General features: G+C 64.1%; 14 protein-coding genes and 3 tRNA genes. 15 read left to right on the forward strand and 2 right to left on the reverse strand.

The window, feature by feature from the left end; translation table 11 throughout:
- A complete protein-coding gene (locus PZL22_RS07055) occupies positions 1–2,193 on the forward strand; it encodes an esterase-like activity of phytase family protein (protein WP_003531813.1) in 2,193 nt (730 codons plus the stop codon).
- A 188-nt stretch (positions 2,194–2,381) separates the two neighbouring features.
- On the opposite strand, the gene PZL22_RS07060 is transcribed toward PZL22_RS07055, so the two are convergent.
- A complete protein-coding gene (locus tag PZL22_RS07060) occupies positions 2,382–2,855 on the reverse strand; it encodes a MarR family winged helix-turn-helix transcriptional regulator (RefSeq protein WP_003531815.1) in 474 nt (157 codons plus the stop codon).
- 254 nt (positions 2,856–3,109) lie between these two features.
- On the opposite strand from PZL22_RS07060, the gene PZL22_RS07065 reads away from it, so the two are divergent.
- The 3 genes from PZL22_RS07065 to PZL22_RS07075 all read left to right on the forward strand — a co-directional run bounded on the left by PZL22_RS07065 (position 3,110) and on the right by PZL22_RS07075 (position 8,350).
- Positions 3,110–4,402, forward strand: a complete 1,293-nt coding sequence (locus PZL22_RS07065) for a metallophosphoesterase family protein (protein WP_003531816.1) — start codon at positions 3,110–3,112, stop codon at positions 4,400–4,402.
- Complete coding sequence (locus PZL22_RS07070) at positions 4,402–7,863, forward strand: ATP-binding protein (RefSeq protein WP_003531817.1); 3,462 nt, start codon at positions 4,402–4,404, stop codon at positions 7,861–7,863. Before PZL22_RS07065 ends, PZL22_RS07070 begins: the two co-directional genes overlap by 1 nt.
- A gap of 88 nt (positions 7,864–7,951) precedes the next feature.
- Positions 7,952–8,350: a (R)-mandelonitrile lyase gene (locus PZL22_RS07075; RefSeq protein WP_003531820.1), complete on the forward strand. Its 399-nt coding sequence runs from the start codon at positions 7,952–7,954 to the stop codon at positions 8,348–8,350.
- Between the two features lie 704 nt (positions 8,351–9,054).
- Here the strand turns inward: PZL22_RS07075 and PZL22_RS07080 are convergent.
- Positions 9,055–9,130 (reverse strand) — tRNA-Val (locus PZL22_RS07080).
- A 443-nt stretch (positions 9,131–9,573) separates the two neighbouring features.
- Between PZL22_RS07080 and PZL22_RS07085 the strand changes: the two genes are divergently transcribed.
- The 11 genes from PZL22_RS07085 to nuoG all read left to right on the forward strand — a co-directional run bounded on the left by PZL22_RS07085 (position 9,574) and on the right by nuoG (position 18,254).
- A tRNA-Asp gene (locus PZL22_RS07085) sits at positions 9,574–9,650 on the forward strand.
- Positions 9,651–9,719: 69 nt separating this feature from the next.
- Positions 9,720–9,796: transfer RNA gene (locus PZL22_RS07090), tRNA-Asp, on the forward strand.
- A gap of 301 nt (positions 9,797–10,097) precedes the next feature.
- Positions 10,098–10,463 (forward strand): NADH-quinone oxidoreductase subunit A, encoded by a 366-nt coding sequence (locus PZL22_RS07095; RefSeq protein WP_003531826.1) that lies wholly within the window; start codon positions 10,098–10,100, stop codon positions 10,461–10,463.
- Positions 10,454–11,032 carry a NuoB/complex I 20 kDa subunit family protein gene (locus tag PZL22_RS07100; RefSeq protein ID WP_003531828.1) on the forward strand — a complete coding sequence of 193 codons (579 nt, stop codon included), beginning with the start codon at positions 10,454–10,456 and terminating at the stop codon, positions 11,030–11,032. The genes PZL22_RS07095 and PZL22_RS07100 overlap by 10 nt, the downstream gene beginning before the upstream one ends.
- Positions 11,033–11,049: 17 nt before the next feature.
- On the forward strand, positions 11,050–11,655 hold the full coding sequence (locus PZL22_RS07105) for an NADH-quinone oxidoreductase subunit C (RefSeq protein WP_003531830.1): 606 nt from the start codon (positions 11,050–11,052) through the stop codon (positions 11,653–11,655).
- A gap of 56 nt (positions 11,656–11,711) precedes the next feature.
- Complete coding sequence (locus PZL22_RS07110) at positions 11,712–12,902, forward strand: NADH-quinone oxidoreductase subunit D (protein ID WP_003531832.1); 1,191 nt, start codon at positions 11,712–11,714, stop codon at positions 12,900–12,902.
- A complete protein-coding gene (locus PZL22_RS07115) occupies positions 12,902–13,156 on the forward strand; it encodes a hypothetical protein (protein WP_003531834.1) in 255 nt (84 codons plus the stop codon). The genes PZL22_RS07110 and PZL22_RS07115 overlap by 1 nt, the downstream gene beginning before the upstream one ends.
- A gap of 16 nt (positions 13,157–13,172) precedes the next feature.
- The gene (gene nuoE, locus PZL22_RS07120; RefSeq protein WP_003531836.1) at positions 13,173–14,003 is read left to right on the forward strand and encodes an NADH-quinone oxidoreductase subunit NuoE; all 831 of its coding nucleotides are present in this window, start codon (positions 13,173–13,175) and stop codon (positions 14,001–14,003) included.
- A 14-nt stretch (positions 14,004–14,017) separates the two neighbouring features.
- Positions 14,018–15,322, forward strand: a complete 1,305-nt coding sequence (gene nuoF, locus PZL22_RS07125; RefSeq protein WP_003531839.1) for an NADH-quinone oxidoreductase subunit NuoF — start codon at positions 14,018–14,020, stop codon at positions 15,320–15,322.
- Positions 15,323–15,328: 6 nt separating this feature from the next.
- On the forward strand, positions 15,329–15,973 hold the full coding sequence (locus PZL22_RS07130) for a helix-hairpin-helix domain-containing protein (protein WP_003531841.1): 645 nt from the start codon (positions 15,329–15,331) through the stop codon (positions 15,971–15,973).
- A gap of 199 nt (positions 15,974–16,172) precedes the next feature.
- Positions 16,173–18,254 carry an NADH-quinone oxidoreductase subunit NuoG gene (gene nuoG, locus PZL22_RS07135; protein ID WP_003531846.1) on the forward strand — a complete coding sequence of 694 codons (2,082 nt, stop codon included), beginning with the start codon at positions 16,173–16,175 and terminating at the stop codon, positions 18,252–18,254.
- Positions 18,255–18,272 lie beyond the last annotated feature (18 nt).

Here is an 18,272-nt window from a genome sequence, read left to right on the forward strand (position 1 = left end):
ATGAAAGCATTTTCCATCACCACGGCATTGGCCGCGGCGCTTGCCGCATCGACGGCGTCGGTCGTTCAGGCCGAACAGGTATTCAACCGCATCGTGTCCTTTGCGGTGGCCACGAATTTGCCCGAGGGAGCCGAGCGGAACGCGCCGACATCGGCCGAAATCATCACCGCAAGCGAAGACGGCAATACGCTGATCTATTCCGACAGTCCCGGCAAGCGCATCGGGTTCATCGACATCACCGATGCCAAGGCGCCTGAGGCAGGCGGTATCGTCTCTTTCAGCGGGGAGCCGACTTCGGTCGCGGTAGCCGGCGCCAAAGCGCTCGTTGCCGTCAACACGAGCGAAAGCTTTACCAAGCCGTCCGGCGTGCTCGCCGTGGTCGACATTGCCGGGAGGAAGGTGGACGCCACCTGCGATCTCGGTGGCCAGCCGGACTCGGTGGCCGTGAACAAGGATCGGACGCTTGCCGCAATCGCGATCGAGAACGAGCGCGACGAGGACGTCAATGACGGGCAGATTCCTCAGATGCCTGCAGGCGATCTCGTGATCCTGTCGCTGAAGGACGGGGCGGCCGATTGCGCGACGATCAAGCATGTGACGCTGACCGGTCTCGCCGAGGTCGCCGGCGACGATCCCGAGCCGGAGTTCGTTGCCTTCAACGGCAGGGACGAGATTGCACTCACCCTCCAGGAGAACAACCACATCGTCGTCATCGACGGCAAGTCCGCGACCGTGAAGACGCATTTCCCTGCGGGCACGGTCGATCTCGAAGCTATCGACACCAAGCGTGACGGCTCCATCGCCTTCACCGGCGAGCAGGCGGGCCGCAAGCGCGAGCCCGATGCGATCAAGTGGCTCGACGACGATCGTCTGGTCGTCGCCAATGAGGGCGACTATGAGGGCGGGAGCCGCGGCTTCACGATCTTCGACACGACCGGGAAGGTCCTCTACGAATCGGGAGCAGGCTTCGAACGCGCTATCGCGTCGATCGGCCACTATCCGGAAAAGCGTTCCTCGGCGAAGGGCGTCGAGCCGGAAGGCCTGGAACTGGCGCAATTCGGCGAAGACAAGCTTTTCTTCGTTCTGTCCGAGCGTGCCTCGATCGTCGGCGTCTACAAGGATACGGGCGGCGAACCGGAGCTGGTGCAGCTTCTGCCCTCCGGCGTTTCGCCCGAGGGTGCTGTCGCCATTCCCGGGCGCAACCTGTTTGCGACCGCCAACGAGGTCGATCTCGTAGAAGACGGCGGGGCGCGGTCGCATGTCATGATCTACGAGCGCGGCGAGGGGGAGGCTGCCTATCCGCAGATCCGTTCCGTGGAGAAGGACGGGCTGCCCATCGGCTTCGGGGCGCTTTCCGGTCTTGCCGCTGCCGACAAGACCGGCTTCCTGCATGCGGTCAACGATTCCGTCTTCTCGTCGCAGCCGACCATCTTCACGATCGACGCTACGCAGAAGCCCGCGCTGATCACGGAAGCCCTGCCGATCACCCGTGACGGCGCTCCCGCCCAGAAGCTCGACATCGAAGGCATCGCCAATGATGGCGAAGGCGGCTTCTGGCTCGCTTCGGAAGGCAATTCCGACAAGCTCTACAGCCACGCGCTGCTGCACGTGAACAAGAAGGGCGAGATCAAGCAGGAGATCGCGCTGCCGGAGGAATTGCGCGCCAACGAGATCCGCTACGGCTTCGAAGGCGTCGCAGTCGTGGGCGAAGGGGACGATCAGGTTCTCTGGATGGCTGTGCAGCGCGAATGGAAGGATGACGAGAAGGGCTTCGTCAAGCTCGTCTCCTACAAGCCGTCGAGCAAAGAATGGGGCGCCGTGCGCTATCCGCTTGAAAAGTCGGAGGAAGGCTGGGTCGGCCTGTCGGAAATCTCCGTTCATGGAGACTACGCCTATATCGTCGAGCGTGACAATCTGATCGGAGAAGCCGCCAAGCTCAAGAAGCTCTACCGCGTTGCGCTTGCGGATTTGAAACCCGCGGCGCTCGGCGGGGAACTGCCTGTCGTGAACAAGGAAGAGGTGCGCGACCTCATTCCGGACCTGCAGTCGCTCAACGGCTATGTCGTCGACAAGGTCGAAGGCTTTGCAGTCGACGCAGCCGGCAACGGCTATGTCGTCACCGACAATGACGGCGTCGACGATTCCTCCGGCGAGACGCTGTTCTTCTCCATAGGCGCGATGGACGCCATGTAAGCGTCCCATCCCGAGAAAACGGAAGAGGCCGGGACATGACGTCGCGGCCTCTTCCTTTTGCATTCGAAGCGAAGCTCAGAGCGGGATGAGGAAAAGTGTACGCGGTTTTCCGCCCGCATCCCGCTCCAACTTTTTGGAGTCGATCACGTTCATGTTTTTAGGTCGATCCGGCCTAAAAACATCGTGATCTAGCGCGCGACGGCAATCTCGGCGGCTTCCGCTTCTTCCTTGCGCTTGCGGATGTCGTCGGTTTTCTCGACGAGTTTGCTGACGATGTCATAGAGTTGGTCGAGTTGCTCGTCGTCGAGCGCCGAAAAGATCTCTTCGATGAGCTGCTTGCGCGGATGTTCTGCAGCCTGAAGTACGGCCCGGCCGGTCTCTGTTATCGAGACGATCTTCGCGCGGCGATCCTCGGGGTCGGGCTTTCTCATGACCAGACGGTCGCGTTCCAGTCCGTCGATCGCCTCGGTCACCGTTCGCGGAGCGAAATTCAGCGCACAGGCTATGTCGGTAGACCGACAGGGTCCGAGCTTGCTCAGGAAGAACAGGAACTTGCTCCTGGCAAGCGATACGCCTTCTTCCGTCATGGACTCGTTCACCAGCCGATGAACGCGATGGTAGAGCTCGAACAGCTTGTCGGAAACCTCGAATGTCTTCTTCATGACCTTATGAGTTATTATGAGGGGCCATGTGAAATGGCAGTGACATTATTGATAGTCACAATTGTCGCATTTGTCGACCAAAACCACCTAAAACTTGGGAATGTCCGCCGGCTGTAAGAAACGCTTCCTGCTCGCGATGCCTTTGTTTGTGAAGCGAAGAGTTGCCGGCAGTTGGCGTTGCGATGCTGCTCGCATTCAAGCATTCCGTGGATACCCGGTCCTGCGGCCATTGACGAAAGCGGCGGCGCCGGGCCATGGTCCGCCCGGCCATGCCCTTCCGATTTGTTCACACCGCAGACCTCCATCTCGATTCGCCCTTGCGCAGCCTGGCGCTCCGGAATGCGGAGCTTGCCGGGCTCGTTCGAAGCGCGACGCGCAATGCGCTCGTCCGCATCGTCGATCTCTGCATTGCCGAAAGCGTCGATGCGCTTTTGATCGCCGGCGATCTCTATGACGGCAGTCAGACCTCCATGAACACGGCGCTCTTCCTGGCGGGCGAGCTTCGGCGCCTCGACGAAGCCGGCATCCGGTCGTTCATCATTCGCGGCAATCACGATTCCCAGTCGCAGGTGACGCGCGAACTCACCCTGCCGCCTTCGGTGCATGTATTTGCCGGCCGGAGCAGGGCGGTTCATGTCAAGACGCTTGCGAACGGCCGCACGGTGCACGTCCACGGCGTGAGCTTTGCCGACCCCCACGCTCCGGAAAGCCTGCTGCCCCAGTTCCATCCGCCGGTCGCCGGCGGCATCAATATCGGCATGCTGCATACCAGCCTCTCCGGATCGGCGGCCCACGACCCCTACGCGCCCTGCAGCGTCGCCGAGCTTCAGCGGCACGGTTTCGATTATTGGGCCCTCGGCCATGTCCACCAGCGGCAGGTGCACTGCGAGAAGCCCTTCATCGTCATGCCCGGCATGCCGCAGGGCCGAGACATCAACGAAGCGGGGACGAAGGGCGTCACGGTCGTGACGATCGACGATGAAGGGCTGGTCACGCTGGATGAACGGCCGACCGGCACCGCCGCGTTCGAGCGGCACGAGATCGACGTGAGCGGGATTGCGGACTGGCGCGACATGCTGGATGCGGTGACCAGTGAATTGATCCTCCTTCGAAAGAACATGGCGGCGGACAATCTGATCCTGCGCTTGACGCTGACCGGCGCGACGCCGCTTGCCTGGCGCCTCAGGCGCGACGCGGATCTCCTGGAGGCGGAGATCGTCAACATCGCGGCCGGGATCGGCGGATGCTGGATCGAGAACACGGAAATGAGCTGCCAGGCAACCGGCAATGCGGAGCAAAATGCGGCCGATCCGGTCGGCGAACTGGCGGCACTCGTCGAAAACGACGTTCTGCCCTCCTTCGGCTTTCGCGCCGAACTGAGCGGCGTTGCCAAGGAGCTCCTGCAGCAATTGCCGCCTGAACTCAGGCAAGTGCTGGCGGGCGACGAAGAGGCGCTGGAGCGGCTGGCGCTGGAGGCAGCACTTGCGGGGAGTGCGGATGTGCTGGCGCATCTTCACGGCCGTGCCGGCGCCGGAGGCACCGACTGATGCGGCTTCAGCGACTGGAGCTCGTCCGCTACGGCAAATTCACGGAGCGGCATCTCGATTTCGGCGAGGCGAAGCTGGGCGAGCCGGATTTTCACCTTATCTACGGCCCGAACGAAGCCGGCAAGTCGACCCTCTTCTCCGGCTTCCTCGACCTCATCTTCGGCATAGAACGTTCGAGCCCCTACGGCTTCCTGCATCCCTATCAGACGATGCGGATCGGCGGCATCGTCGCGGCCGGTAACCGCCTGCATCACGCCTACCGCATCAAGCGCAATGCCAACAGCCTGATCGGCCCCGACGAGCAGCCGCTGCCCGACGGCCTGTTTTCCACAGCCCTCGTCTCCATCGACCGGGCAACCTACAGCACGATGTTCTCGCTCGACGACGACAGCATCGAAGAGGGCGGGGAAGCCATACTGAAGAGCGAGGGCGAACTCGGGTCCCTTCTGTTTTCCGCGAGTTCCGGTCTGCCGGACAGCACCGCCGTGCTTGCCGGGCTTCGAGCCGAAGCGGATTCCTTCTTCCGCCCGCAGGCGCGCAAGCACCAGCTTGCCGAACTGAAGGCTGAGCTCGATGCGCTGAAGGCGGAGCGGAACGAGATCGACGTGAATGCACGCGAATATGCAGCACTCCGCAAGGCCCTGGCGAGCATGCGCGCACGCCACGAGGCGGCGGCGAGGCTGCGCAACGAGTTGCGCGCCGACCGGGACAGGATGCGCGGTCAGCGCGACGCCCTGCCGCTTCTCGCGCGGCTTCGCGGCGCAAGGCAGGAGCTTGCCGGGCGGGACTCGTTGCCGGTGCCGCCGGCGGAGTGGCAGGAGGAGTTGCCGGTTCTTCGCCGGCGCGATGCGGAAATCTCCGCGGCGCTCCGGCAGGTGCACGAGGAACTCACCCGGCGGCGCGAAGAGCTTGCCGGGTTACCTCGGGACGAGCAGGCGCTCGCGATCGCGGAACGGTTCGGGGCTCTGCGTGAAACCGCCCTCGAAGCCCGCTATCTGACGGCCGACCGCGACATGCCGGCGCGTCTGGAGGAACTTGCGAAGACGGCCGCCGAGATCGATGCCTGCCTCGTCCGCCTCGGCGAGGCGGGCAATCCCGATCTCGCCTCGCTCCTGCTGCCGGCGGCGCGCGCCGTCCGCCTGCAGGATCTGGTGCGCCGGCATGCAAGCCTTTCGGAGAGGCTTGCGTCGGCGCGCGAGGAGACGGAAACCGCCGAAGGGAACCACGGCGACGCCGAGCGCGAAGTCGCCCGGCTGAAGGAGGGGGCGGCCGACCCGGCGTTCCTCGCCGAACGCGTGCATCTCCTCCGGCAGAGCGATTGCCTGTTGCGCCAGCAGTCGTCGGCAAGAGAGATCGACCGGCTCGAGGCGGCGATTTGCGACAGACTGGATGAATTGCGGCCCTTCGCCGGTACGATCGACGATCTGGCCACGCTTCCCGCTCCGGCACCGGCCGTCGTGGAAGCGTGGCGGGCCGAGGACCACGCCGAGGCGGAGCGGCGCTTGCGCCTCGCCGACAGGATCGCCGATGAAAGCGAGCGCCAGGCCGGAGACGAGGCGCGCCTTGCCGCCATTGCGGCCAATGGCGGCGTCGTGGATGACGCGGCCGTTTGCGAACTGAGGCGGCGCCGCGATACAGCCTGGCAGCGGCATCGTGCCGTTCTCGGCGAGCAGACGGCGACCGCATTCGAGACCGCACTGAACGAGCATGATGCAATCACGGCGCTTCGGCTTGCCCAGGCGGAGCGCGTGGCCGAGATACGCAGCCTGACGCTTGCCGTCACCGAGCGGCGCGCCCGCCTGCAGTCGCTGGACGCGCAAAGGAAAGCCGCGGAGGAGCAGCGGCAGAGGCTGAGCGCCGAGATCGGCACCGCCGCACGCGCTTCTGGCTTGCCTTGCATAACGGGGCTGCCGCAGTTCGAGGCTTGGCTTGCGGCCCGCGCATCCGCGCTCGATTTGCGCGGGGAACTGCGCACCGCGCTGAAGGAGCGCGACCGGGCGGTCGCCGAAGAGAAGGCGGCGGTCTGCAGCCTTCGGGCGGAGCTGGCGCGGCTCGGGATCACCGATGCGCTGCCGGAGCGGCTCGACGCCTTGCTCGCGGTGGCGGAACTTGTCTCCTCCCGCGCGGAGGCCGCATCCGCGGCCTACCGGAATGCCGTGGCGCAGTTCCAACGTGCCTCGGAGGCGCTCGAAAAGCGGCGGGCCGTCTTTGCGGCCGCGGAGGCTGCGATGGCGTCCTGGTGCGGGGAATGGGATGAGGCGCTTGCCGGCACATGGCTTTCCCGGCAGGTGGAGCGGCCGCAGCCGCAGGAAATCGGCCCCGTGCTCGCCGTGCTTCAGGACCTCGACAAGCTGATGCAGAAGAAGGCGGAGCTCGACCATCGCGTGGCGGGCATGCGCAGGGATCAGGCGGCCTTCACTGAAAGCGTCGTGGGCCTGGCCGCGGTACTGGGCGAAAGACAGGCCGGCGATGTTCTCACGCTCTTTTCCGCGGTGCGCGATCGCGTTGGCGCCGCACTTCAGAAGGAGGAGCGCCGCCTGGCGCTTCAGGGCAATATCGAGCGCATGGAGGAGAGCCTCGACTCGCTGCGCGCCGAGGAGCGGCTCCACGCCGCCAACAGGCAGAGGGTCCTCGACTTCTTCGACTGCGGGACTCTCGACGAAGCGGCCGCCTGCCTGGAAGCCGCCCGCGAAGAGCAGCGGCTGCGGCAGAGATGCTCGGAAATGGAAAGCGATCTGGCTGCGCGGCTCGGCGTCGCGACCGCCGCCGAGGCCGAAGCGCTTCTCGCCGAACTCGACGACCGGGAGCTCGGCCTGGAACTCGCGCGGCTGGAGGAGGCGATCGACGCGGCCGACCGGGATGTCAGCGAGCTGCACGCCGATGTCAGGACCCGGGAGAGGGCGCTTGCCGCCGTCGAGGGCGGCGACCGGGTGGCGGAGCTCGAACAGCGGCGCCGCACTCTGCTTCTCGACATCGAGAGCAAGGCGATCGGCTATCTCCGGCTGCGTGCGGGCGTGATCGCCGCCGAACAGGCGCTCAGGCTGTTTCGCGAGCGCCACCGCAGCGCCATGATGCAGCGCGCCTCGCGAACTTTCATGCATATCAGCGGCGGCGAGTATTCCGGTCTCTCGACGCAAGCCGACAAGGGCCAGGAATTCCTCATCGCCAATACCGCCGCCGGCGGATCGAAGCTCGCCCGCGATCTTTCCAAGGGCACGCGCTTCCAGCTCTATCTCGCGCTCAGGATCGCCGGCTACCACGAGGTCGCGGCGACGCGGGAGACGCTGCCCTTCATCGCCGACGACATCATGGAAACCTTCGACGACGGCCGCGCCGGCCGCGCCTTCGAGCTGATGGCGGAAATGGCCGATGTGGGGCAGGTGATCTATCTGACCCACCATGAGCATCTTTGCGACATTGCGCGGAGCGCCTGCCCGGGCGTGACGATCCACCGGTTGTAGCCGCTTGCCGGAAGGAGGTAAGCTGCATGCGCCTTGCCCCTGCATCACCCGTCGGCTGGCCCGGCGAAGTCCCTCAAAGGAGGCTCCAATGGAAATCTTCGAATGCGGATCGAGACCCTCGGCGCGCGGCCCGGCCGAATATTTCACCGGCTCCGTGCGCGTGGACCCAGCCTTCGAGGCGCCGTCACCCGCACGGGTACGCGGCGCGACCGTGACTTTCGAGCCCGGCGCGCGCACCGCCTGGCACACGCACCCGCTCGGCCAGACCCTGATCGTCACCGCAGGCCGCGGCCTGGCGCAGAGCTGGGGCGGGGAACTGCGCGAGATCCGCGCCGGCGACGTCGTCTGGTTCCCGCCGGGTGAAAAGCACTGGCATGGCGCCGCGTCCGAGACCGGCATGACGCACATCGCGATTCAGGAAGCGCTCGACGGCAAGGTGGTGGACTGGCTCGAGCATGTGACGGAGGAGCAGTATCGGGGCGGGTAGGGGTCGTGCGTGACGATGTCGAAGGCCCCGGGCTTTTCCACGCTTATGGCGGCAGGGGTAACGGACCTGCTGCGCCGGGTGTTTTCGATTCGTGGCAGCCCCTCATCCCGCTGCCGCGACCTTCTCCCCGTATGACGGGGAGAAGGGGCAAGCCTCGGGCCCGCCGCTCCCCCGTAAGCGGCTGAGTGCAGAGCCACGCCGCGAGTCCCCTTCGCCCCGCTTGCGGGGAGAAGGTGGCCGGCAGGCCGGATGAGGGGCGACGAAACCAGCCCTGTCCGTCGTCTCCCGGCAGGTCACCGCTCGCCCATCGCCTGCGAGTTTTTCAGCCCAAGGACTTGGGCTGGCTGGATTCCTGTGACAAGCACAGGAATGAGGGGGGTTGCGGGGCTACATCAACGTTCACCTGGGGATACGCGCGCAGTCTCCTGACCTTCCGTACGGCCTACGGGAGGTGCTCTGAGGGACGGCACTCTCTCCTCCTCATCCCTGTGCTCGTCACAGGGATCCAGCAGCGCCGCGTCTGCGGCGCGGAAAAGCCTGTTCGCCCAAGGAATTGGCCTTGCTGGCTTCCTGTGGCAGGCACAGGAATGACGGTCGGAGGGCGTGCGCTACGCAGACAGCGCGGCGTCCGGCATCGCTGCGGCTTCAAAAAGAGACGACTCGCGGGAGCCGTCTGCGCAAACATTGCCTGTCATATGGAAAAATGGTGGGCGATGAGAGACTCGAACTCCCGACATCCTCGGTGTAAACGAGGCGCTCTACCAACTGAGCTAATCGCCCTCTCGCGTTGCCGGACAAGTGTCCGCCGCGTCGGTGGGCGTGATCTATGCGTAACCGGCGAAAACCGCAAGAGCGTTCGAGCGATTTTTTCGAATTTTTTATCGCGGGCCGGGGCGCCCGTTATGAAGCTTGTGGACAAATAGGGCGGCGACGAGAGGCAGTTATCGAGGCAGGCGGCGCATTGTTGGTCGCTCCGCTGGGCCCGCATATATATAAGGAGGGCGAGCCCCCGAGGGGGTGAACGGGTGCTCACCTTTGGAGCGTGCTTCCACAGGCGGCCAAATCCTTCCGAAAAGACATGCTGTGGACCAAAAAACGTTCCGTCACGGATTTGTTTTCAATCGCGCTTGACACCCCAAAGCGAACCGCTTAGTTAGCCGCTCATCGAACGGCAAGGCCGCTTCGGGCAGGGGCGCGCGAGCGCGTCTGGAACGTCAAGAGATGCGGGTGTAGCTCAGTCGGTTAGAGTGCCGGCCTGTCACGCCGGAGGTCGCGGGTTCGAGCCCCGTCACTCGCGCCACTCTTGAAAGACTGCGGCATTCTCAAAAAGTGCCGATGATGAGATAATGGTCAGCGATGGCCATAATGCGCGGGTGTAGCTCAGTCGGTTAGAGTGCCGGCCTGTCACGCCGGAGGTCGCGGGTTCGAGCCCCGTCACTCGCGCCATTCTCTTCTCAAGTGGCCGTCTGCCTTTTTCGGTGCTTCCTTTTTTGCATTGCGGCAAAGTGTCTCGCCGCGGAATTCCTGGCGCCGGGAGGCCCGGTTTCCCGCGATTGCGCGCATTGCCCAGCATCCCGCGGTAGGCGCATGTCCGCTATGCGCCGCGAACCGGTTTAAATGCCCCTTCGAGGCTTGCGCCCGGGCGCCGGCTGCGCTAACCACTCTGGCGTTGCAACATGCTTTTCGGCCTGCGGCATTCTTCGTTGAAGCGCTTTCATGGCGCCCTCCGCAGGCAGGGACGGATAAAATGACAGAACTTCTCGGTTCCTACGTACCGATCGCGATTTTCATTGGGATCGCGCTGGTGATCGGCCTCGCACTTCTGGTCGCTCCTTTCGCCGTCGCCTTCAAGGCGCCTGATTCGGAAAAACTGTCGGCTTACGAGTGCGGCTTCAATGCGTTCGACGACGCCCGCATGAAGTTCGACGTCCGCTTCTATCTCGTGTCGATCCTTTTCATCATCTTCGATCTCGAAGTCGCCTTCCTCTTCCCATGGGCGGTTTCGTTCAAGGAGATGGGCTGGTTCGGCTTCTGGTCGATGATGGTCTTCCTTCTGGTCCTGACGGTCGGCTTTATCTATGAATGGAAGAAGGGAGCGCTGGAATGGAATTAGCATCCGGCACCACGCTCGTTGCGCCGCAGCCCAAGGGGATCCTCGATCCCGCGACCGGCAAGCCGATCGGCAGCAATGACGCTTTCTTCGGCGAGATCAACAACGAGCTCGCCGACAAGGGCTTTCTCGTCACCTCGACCGACGAGCTGATCAACTGGGCCCGAACCGGTTCGCTGATGTGGATGACTTTCGGTCTCGCCTGCTGCGCGGTCGAGATGATGCAGATGTCGATGCCGCGTTACGATGCCGAACGCTTCGGTTTTGCGCCGCGCGCCTCGCCGCGTCAGTCCGACGTCATGATCGTCGCCGGCACGCTCACCAACAAGATGGCGCCCGCGCTGCGCAAGGTCTACGACCAGATGCCCGAGCCGCGTTACGTGATCTCGATGGGCTCCTGCGCCAATGGCGGCGGCTACTACCACTATTCCTATTCGGTTGTGCGCGGCTGCGACCGCGTCGTGCCCGTCGACATCTATGTGCCTGGCTGTCCTCCCACGGCAGAAGCGCTGCTTTACGGCGTGCTTCTGCTGCAGAAGAAGATCCGCCGGACCGGCACGATCGAGCGCTAAGGGCAGGGGAACTTAAGATGAGTGAAGCCCTGAACGAGCTTGCCTCCTATCTCCGCGAGGCGCGTGGCGCGCTGATCGCCGATGCGGAGGTCAAATACGGCGAACTGACGGTGACGGCGAAAGCCGAGAACCTCATCGCGCTCCTGACTTTCCTGCGCGACGATGTCCAGTGTGGTTTCGTCAGCTTCATCGATGTCTGCGGGGTCGATTATCCGCAGCGCCCGGACCGCTTCGATGTCGTCTATCATCTTCTCTCGCCGCGCCAGAACCAGCGCGTCCGCGTGAAGGTTGCGACCGGCGAGAACGAGCCCGTCCCGTCGGCGACGTCAGTTTTCCCCGGCGCCGACTGGTTCGAGCGCGAAGCCTACGACATGTATGGCATCCTCTTCACCGGTCACCCGGATCTGAGGCGCATCCTAACGGACTACGGCTTCGAAGGCTATCCGCTGCGCAAGGACTTCCCGCTGACCGGTTTCGTCGAGGTGCGTTACGACAACGAAGCCAAGCGCGTCGTCTACGAACCCGTCGAGCTGAAGCAGGAATTCCGCAATTTCGACTTTCTTTCGCCCTGGGAAGGCACGGAATACGTGCTGCCCGGCGACGAAAAGGCGAGACCACGCTGAATTAAGTCGGCCCGCGGCAGTCCGCGAAGGACGCCATCCGGCCTGGAGCAATCGGTATGACCGAACATAACGTCCGCAACTTCAACATCAACTTCGGCCCGCAGCATCCGGCGGCGCACGGCGTTCTGCGTCTGGTGCTGGAGCTTGACGGCGAGATCGTCGAGCGCGTCGATCCGCATATCGGCCTCCTGCATCGCGGCACGGAGAAGCTGATCGAGGCCAAGACCTATCTGCAGGCGATACCCTATTTCGACCGGCTCGACTATGTCGCGCCGATGAACCAGGAGCACGCCTTCGCGCTTGCGGTCGAAAGATTGACCGGTACGCAAGTGCCGATCCGCGGTCAGCTGATCCGCGTTCTCTATTCCGAGATCGGCCGTATCCTGTCGCATCTCCTCAACGTGACGACTCAGGCCATGGACGTCGGCGCGCTCACGCCGCCGCTCTGGGGCTTCGAGGAGCGCGAGAAGCTGATGGTCTTCTACGAGCGGGCCTGCGGCGCGCGCATGCACGCGGCCTATTTCCGTCCGGGCGGCGTACATCAGGACCTGCCGCACCAACTGGTCGAAGACATCGGCAACTGGATCGACCCGTTCCTGAAGACCGTCGACGATATCGACGAGCTTCTGACCGGCAACCGCATCTTCAAGCAGCGCAACGTCGATATCGGCGTCGTCAGCCTCGAAGACGCCTGGGCCTGGGGTTTCTCGGGCGTGATGGTGCGCGGCTCGGGTGCGGCCTGGGACCTGCGCCGTTCGCAGCCCTATGAATGCTATTCCGACCTGGAGTTCGACATTCCGATCGGCAAGAACGGCGACTGCTTCGACCGCTATCTCATCCGCATGATCGAAATGCGCCAGTCGGCGCGCATCATGCGCCAGTGCGTCGATCGCCTGCTCGGCGATGCCAAGATCGGTCCGGTCTCCTCGCTCGACGGCAAGATCGTGCCGCCGAAGCGCGGCGAGATGAAGCGGTCGATGGAGGCGCTGATCCATCACTTCAAGCTCTATACCGAGGGCTATCACGTGCCCGCCGGCGAGGTCTACGCCGCGGTCGAGGCGCCCAAGGGCGAGTTCGGCGTCTATCTGGTCTCCGACGGCACCAACAAGCCGTATCGCTGCAAGATCCGCGCTCCGGGTTACGCGCATCTTCAGGCGATGGACTTCCTCTGTCGCGGACACCAGCTTGCCGATGTTTCGGCCGTGCTGGGCTCCCTCGATATCGTTTTCGGCGAGGTGGATCGCTGATGCGTCTGGTGCCGCTCGTCGCTGTCGGACTTCTTGCGCTCGCCTCCGGGGCTTCGGCCCAGGAAGACGTCGGCAGCGAGTCGTCCGCTGCGCTCAGGGGCGGCAGCATGTCGGCGCTCCTGTCGAGGGGCTACGAGATCAAGGCAGCCGTCAACAACGGCGCGCGCTACATCGTGTTTTTGCAGAAAGACCAGTCAGCCTATGCCTGCGAATTTGTCTCGCTGACGAAATCGCGGTGCGGTTCGATTAACTGATAAGGTGTCCACTAGAATGTCCGTTCGTCGACTAGCCGAAGACACAGTCCAGCCAGCGGCCTTCGCGTTCAGCAAGGAAAATGCTGCCTGGGCCGAGGCAACGATCAAGAAATATCCCGAAGGCCGCGAGCAGTCGGCGGTCATTCCCCTGCTGATGCGCGCTCAGGAGCAGGATGGCTGGGTGACGAGGGCGGCGATCGAGTCGGTCGCCGACATGCTCGGCATGGCCTATATCCGCGTCCTCGAAGTCGCTACCTTCTATACGCAATTCCAGCTGCAGCCGGTCGGAACGCGTGCCCATGTCCAGGTCTGCGGCACCACGCCCTGCATGCTGCGCGGCGCCGAAGACCTGATCAAGATCTGCAAGAAGAAGATCGCCAGCGAACCGTTCACCCTCAATGAGGGCGGCACGCTTTCCTGGGAAGAGGTCGAATGTCAGGGCGCCTGCGTCAACGCGCCGATGGTCATGATCTTCAAGGACACGTTCGAGGATCTGACGCCGGAGCGGCTCGAGGAGATCATCGACCGCTTCGAGGCCGGCAAAGGGTCGGAAGTCGTTCCGGGCCCGCAGATCGACCGCGTCTATTCCGCGCCGATCGGCGGCCTGACGACGTTGCAGGCGCCGGAGCCGGTCGAAGAGAAGAAGAAACCGGTCCGCGCGAGCAAGGCGAAGGACGAACAGGCGGTGAGCGTGCCTCCGTCGAACGCGGCAAAGCCGTCGACCGCGACGGACGTCACCAACCCGACCTTGAAGACGCCGGCCACCGCCAGGAAGGCGGCGGCGAAGAACGTCAAGATCGAGGGCGAAACGGTCGATAAGTCGAAGCCCGCGAAGAAGCCGCGGTGAAGAGGTGATACCCCATGCTTAGAGATGAAGATCGCATCTTTACCAACATCTACGGCCTCAAGGACAAGTCGTTGAGGGGCGCGATGGCGCGCGGCCATTGGGACGGCACGAAGCAGTTCCTCGAAAAGGGCCGCGACTGGATCATCAACGAGGTGAAGGCCTCCGGCCTCCGCGGCCGCGGCGGCGCCGGCTTCCCGACCGGTCTCAAATGGTCCTTCATGCCGAAGGAAAGCGATGGGCGCCCGCATTATCTCGTCGTCAATGCCGACGAGTCCGAGCCCGGTACCTGCAAGGACCGCGACATCATGCGCCACGATCCGCACACGCTGATCGAAGGCTGCGTGATTGCGAGCTTCGCCATGGGTGCGCATGCCGCCTATATCTACGTCCGCGGCGAGTTCATCCGCGAGCGCGAAGCGCTGCAGGCGGCGATCGACGAATGCTATGAATACGGCCTGCTCGGCAAGAACAACAAGCTCGGCTACGACATCGACATTTACGTGCATCACGGTGCCGGCGCCTATATCTGCGGCGAGGAGACGGCGCTGCTCGAAAGCCTCGAAGGCAAGAAAGGCCAGCCGCGCCTGAAGCCGCCTTTCCCGGCGAATATGGGCCTTTATGGCTGCCCGACGACGGTCAACAATGTCGAGTCGATTGCGGTGACGCCGACCATCCTGCGCCGCGGCGCCGGCTGGTACACGAGCTTCGGCCGCCCCAACAACCACGGCACCAAGCTCTATTCGGTTTCCGGCCACGTCAATCGCCCATGCACGGTCGAGGACGCGATGTCGATCCCGTTCCATGAGCTGATCGAGAAGCACTGCGGCGGCATTCGCGGCGGCTGGGACAATCTGCTGGCGGTCATCCCCGGCGGCTCTTCGGTCCCCTGCGTGCCCGGCGCGCAGATGAAGGACGCGATCATGGACTATGACGGCCTGCGCGAGCTCGGCTCGGGCCTCGGCACGGCTGCCGTCATCGTCATGGACAAGTCGACCGACATCATCAAGGCGATCTGGCGGCTGTCGGCCTTCTACAAGCACGAGAGCTGCGGCCAGTGCACGCCCTGCCGCGAAGGCACCGGCTGGATGATGCGCGTCATGGAGCGCATGGTGCAGGGCCGCGCCCAGAAGCGCGAGATCGACATGCTCTTCGACGTGACGAAGCAGGTCGAGGGCCACACGATCTGCGCGCTCGGCGATGCGGCGGCATGGCCGATCCAGGGCCTTATCAAGCATTTCCGTCCGGAAATGGAGAAGCGGATCGACGAATACACGCGCAATGCGACCTCGCATGGCGCCGTGCTGGAGGCGGCGGAGTAAGAAACCATGGCTGGGGCACGCAAGGACGGACAGGAGAGGACAGCCGCGAGCGCGGCCGGTCCATTCGCATGGCCTCAGGGCGCCGACCCGGCCGATCCGTTCGGCATGGGCGAATGGATGAAGAACCTGTCGAACGCCGGCTTGCCGAGTGTCGGATTGCATCCGTTGATGGCGCATCCGGCGGCGGCCGTTGCAGCGGCGACGGCTCTCGGCTTCGGTCTGTCCAGTCACATCGCCGGCATGATGTTCGGCGCGATGCAGGGGGCGGCCAGCACGCTGCAGAAAGGCGTTGCCGCGCCCGATCAGACGGAGGTCTCCAAGCCTGCTCCGGTCGCAAGGCCGCAAAAGGCGGCGCAGGCGCGGAAAGCTCCGGTCTCCGCGGGCGAGACGCCCAAATCGCGCAGGCCCGTCAAGCGGGCTGCGGCACCGGCGGCAAGCCTCGCAAACGACGACCTGAAGCGTATCTCCGGCATCGGCCCCAAGCTCGAGCAGGTGCTGAACGGCAGGGGCATTTTCCGCTTCGCCGACATCGCCGCCCTGAGCAGGGCCGACGTGGAGCGACTGGATAGCGAACTCGGCCTTGCCGGCCGCGTGGTCCGCGACGATTGGATCGGGCAGGCAAAGGCGCTGACGGGAGCGCGAGAGAAATAACGTGACGACCCGTGCGGTCGTCACGGCAAGCGGCGAGACCGTGAAGGAATTGTCCGTCGCCTACTGCATGTTTCCTTTAATCGTAGCCGATTAAAGGAAATATGCAGCAAACCAAGTGCTGCAGCGACCCTTGCGCGCCTGACAAGACGCGCGGCGCTGTGGAAGAGCAGACGGACTGAAGACAGGATTGAGTACGAAGATGGCAAAGCTGAAAGTCGACGGAAAAGAGATCGAGGTCCCGGATCATTTCACGCTGCTTCAGGCATGCGAGGAGGCCGGCGCCGAGGTCCCGCGCTTCTGTTTCCATGAGCGGCTTTCGGTTGCCGGCAACTGCCGCATGTGTCTGATCGAGGTCAAGGGCGGACCCCCCAAGCCGGCGGCCTCCTGCGCCATGGGCGTGCGCGACCTTCGTCCCGGCCCGAACGGCGAGGTGCCGGAAGTCTTCACGACCACGCCGATGGTCAAGAAGGCGCGCGAAGGCGTCATGGAGTTCCTGCTCATCAACCACCCGCTCGACTGCCCGATCTGCGACCAGGGCGGCGAGTGCGACCTGCAGGACCAGGCGATGGCCTTCGGCATCGACAGCTCGCGCTATCAGGAAAACAAGCGCGCGGTCGAGGACAAATATATCGGTCCGCTCGTCAAGACGGTGATGAACCGCTGCATTCACTGCACGCGCTGTGTCCGGTTCACGACGGAAGTCGCCGGCATCGCCGAACTCGGCCTGATCGGCCGCGGCGAGGATGCCGAGATCACCACCTATCTCGAACAGGCGATGACCTCAGAACTGCAGGGCAACGTCGTCGACCTGTGCCCGGTCGGCGCGCTGACCTCCAAGCCCTTCTCCTTCACCGCGCGCCCGTGGGAGCTCGGCAAGACCGAATCGATCGATGTCATGGACGCGGTCGGCTCGGCCATCCGCGTCGATACGCGCGGCCGCGAAGTCATGCGGATCATGCCGCGCGTCAACGAGGAGATCAACGAAGAGTGGATCTCCGACAAGACGCGCTTCATATGGGACGGGCTGAAGACGCAGCGCCTGGACCGCCCTTATGTCAAGAAGGATGGACGCCTGCAGCCGGCAAGCTGGGGCGAAGCCTTCCAGGCGATCAAGACCGCCGTTGCCGGCACGTCCGGCGACAGGATCGGCGCGATCGCCGGCGATCTCGCCTCGGTCGAGGAAATGTATGCGCTGAAGGAGCTCGTCTCCTCGCTCGGCTCCGGGAACCTCGACTGCCGGCAGGACGGCGCAGCGCTCGATCCGTCGTTCGGCCGTTCGAGCTACATCTTCAACCCGACGATCCAAGGTATCGAAAGCGCCGATGCGCTGCTTATCATCGGCTCGAATCCGCGCTTCGAAGCGTCGGTCCTCAATGCCCGCATCCGCAAGCGCTACCGCATGGCCAACTTCCCCATCGGTGTGATCGGCGAGGCGGGTGAGCTGCGTTACGAATACGAATATCTGGGTGCGGGTACCGACACGCTCGCCGAACTCGTTTCCGGCAAGGGGACGTTCTTCGCGACGTTGGAAAAGGCCGCGCGTCCGCTGATCATCGTCGGCCAGGGGGCCCTGGCAGGGGAGGGCGGTGCGGCCGTTCTCGCCAATGCGGCGAAGCTCGCCGTTGCCGTTGGCGCGGTGAACGCCGAGTGGAACGGATTTGCCGTGCTTCACAGCGCGGCCGCCCGCGTCGGCGGTCTCGATCTCGGCTTCGTTCCCGGTCAGGGCGGCAAGTCGGCGGGCGAAATGGTCGACGCCATGGATGTCCTTTTCCTGCTGGGTGCCGACGAAATCGATCTCTCGGCCAGGAAGGCCGGCTTCACCGTTTATATCGGCTCGCACGGCGACAACGGCGCGCATGCGGCGGATGTCATTCTTCCCGCCGCGACCTACACGGAAAAGTCCGGCACCTGGGTCAATACCGAGGGACGCGTCCAGATGGGCAACCGGGCCGCTTTCGCGCCGGGTGAAGCCCGCGAGGACTGGGCGATCATCCGTGCGCTTTCCGACGTGCTCGGCAGGAAGCTGCCTTTCGATTCGCTCGGCGAATTGCGCGCGAAGCTCTATGCGGCCCATCCGCATTTCGCCGCAGTCGACGAGATCGCCGCCGGCAGCAGCGACGAAATTGCCGCACTTGCGCAAAAAGCCGGTGCGATGGCGAAATCCGTGTTTGCGTCTCCGGTCAAAGACTTCTATTTGACGAACCCGATAGCGCGCGCATCCGCCGTCATGGCCGAATGCTCGGCCTTGGCGCGCAACAATTTCAAAGCTGCCGCGGAATGAGCGCGAGGGAATAGAGCA

Origin of the sequence: Ensifer meliloti (assembly GCF_030064585.1) — a bacterium.
GTDB classification, from domain to species: Bacteria; Pseudomonadota; Alphaproteobacteria; order Rhizobiales; family Rhizobiaceae; genus Sinorhizobium; species Sinorhizobium meliloti.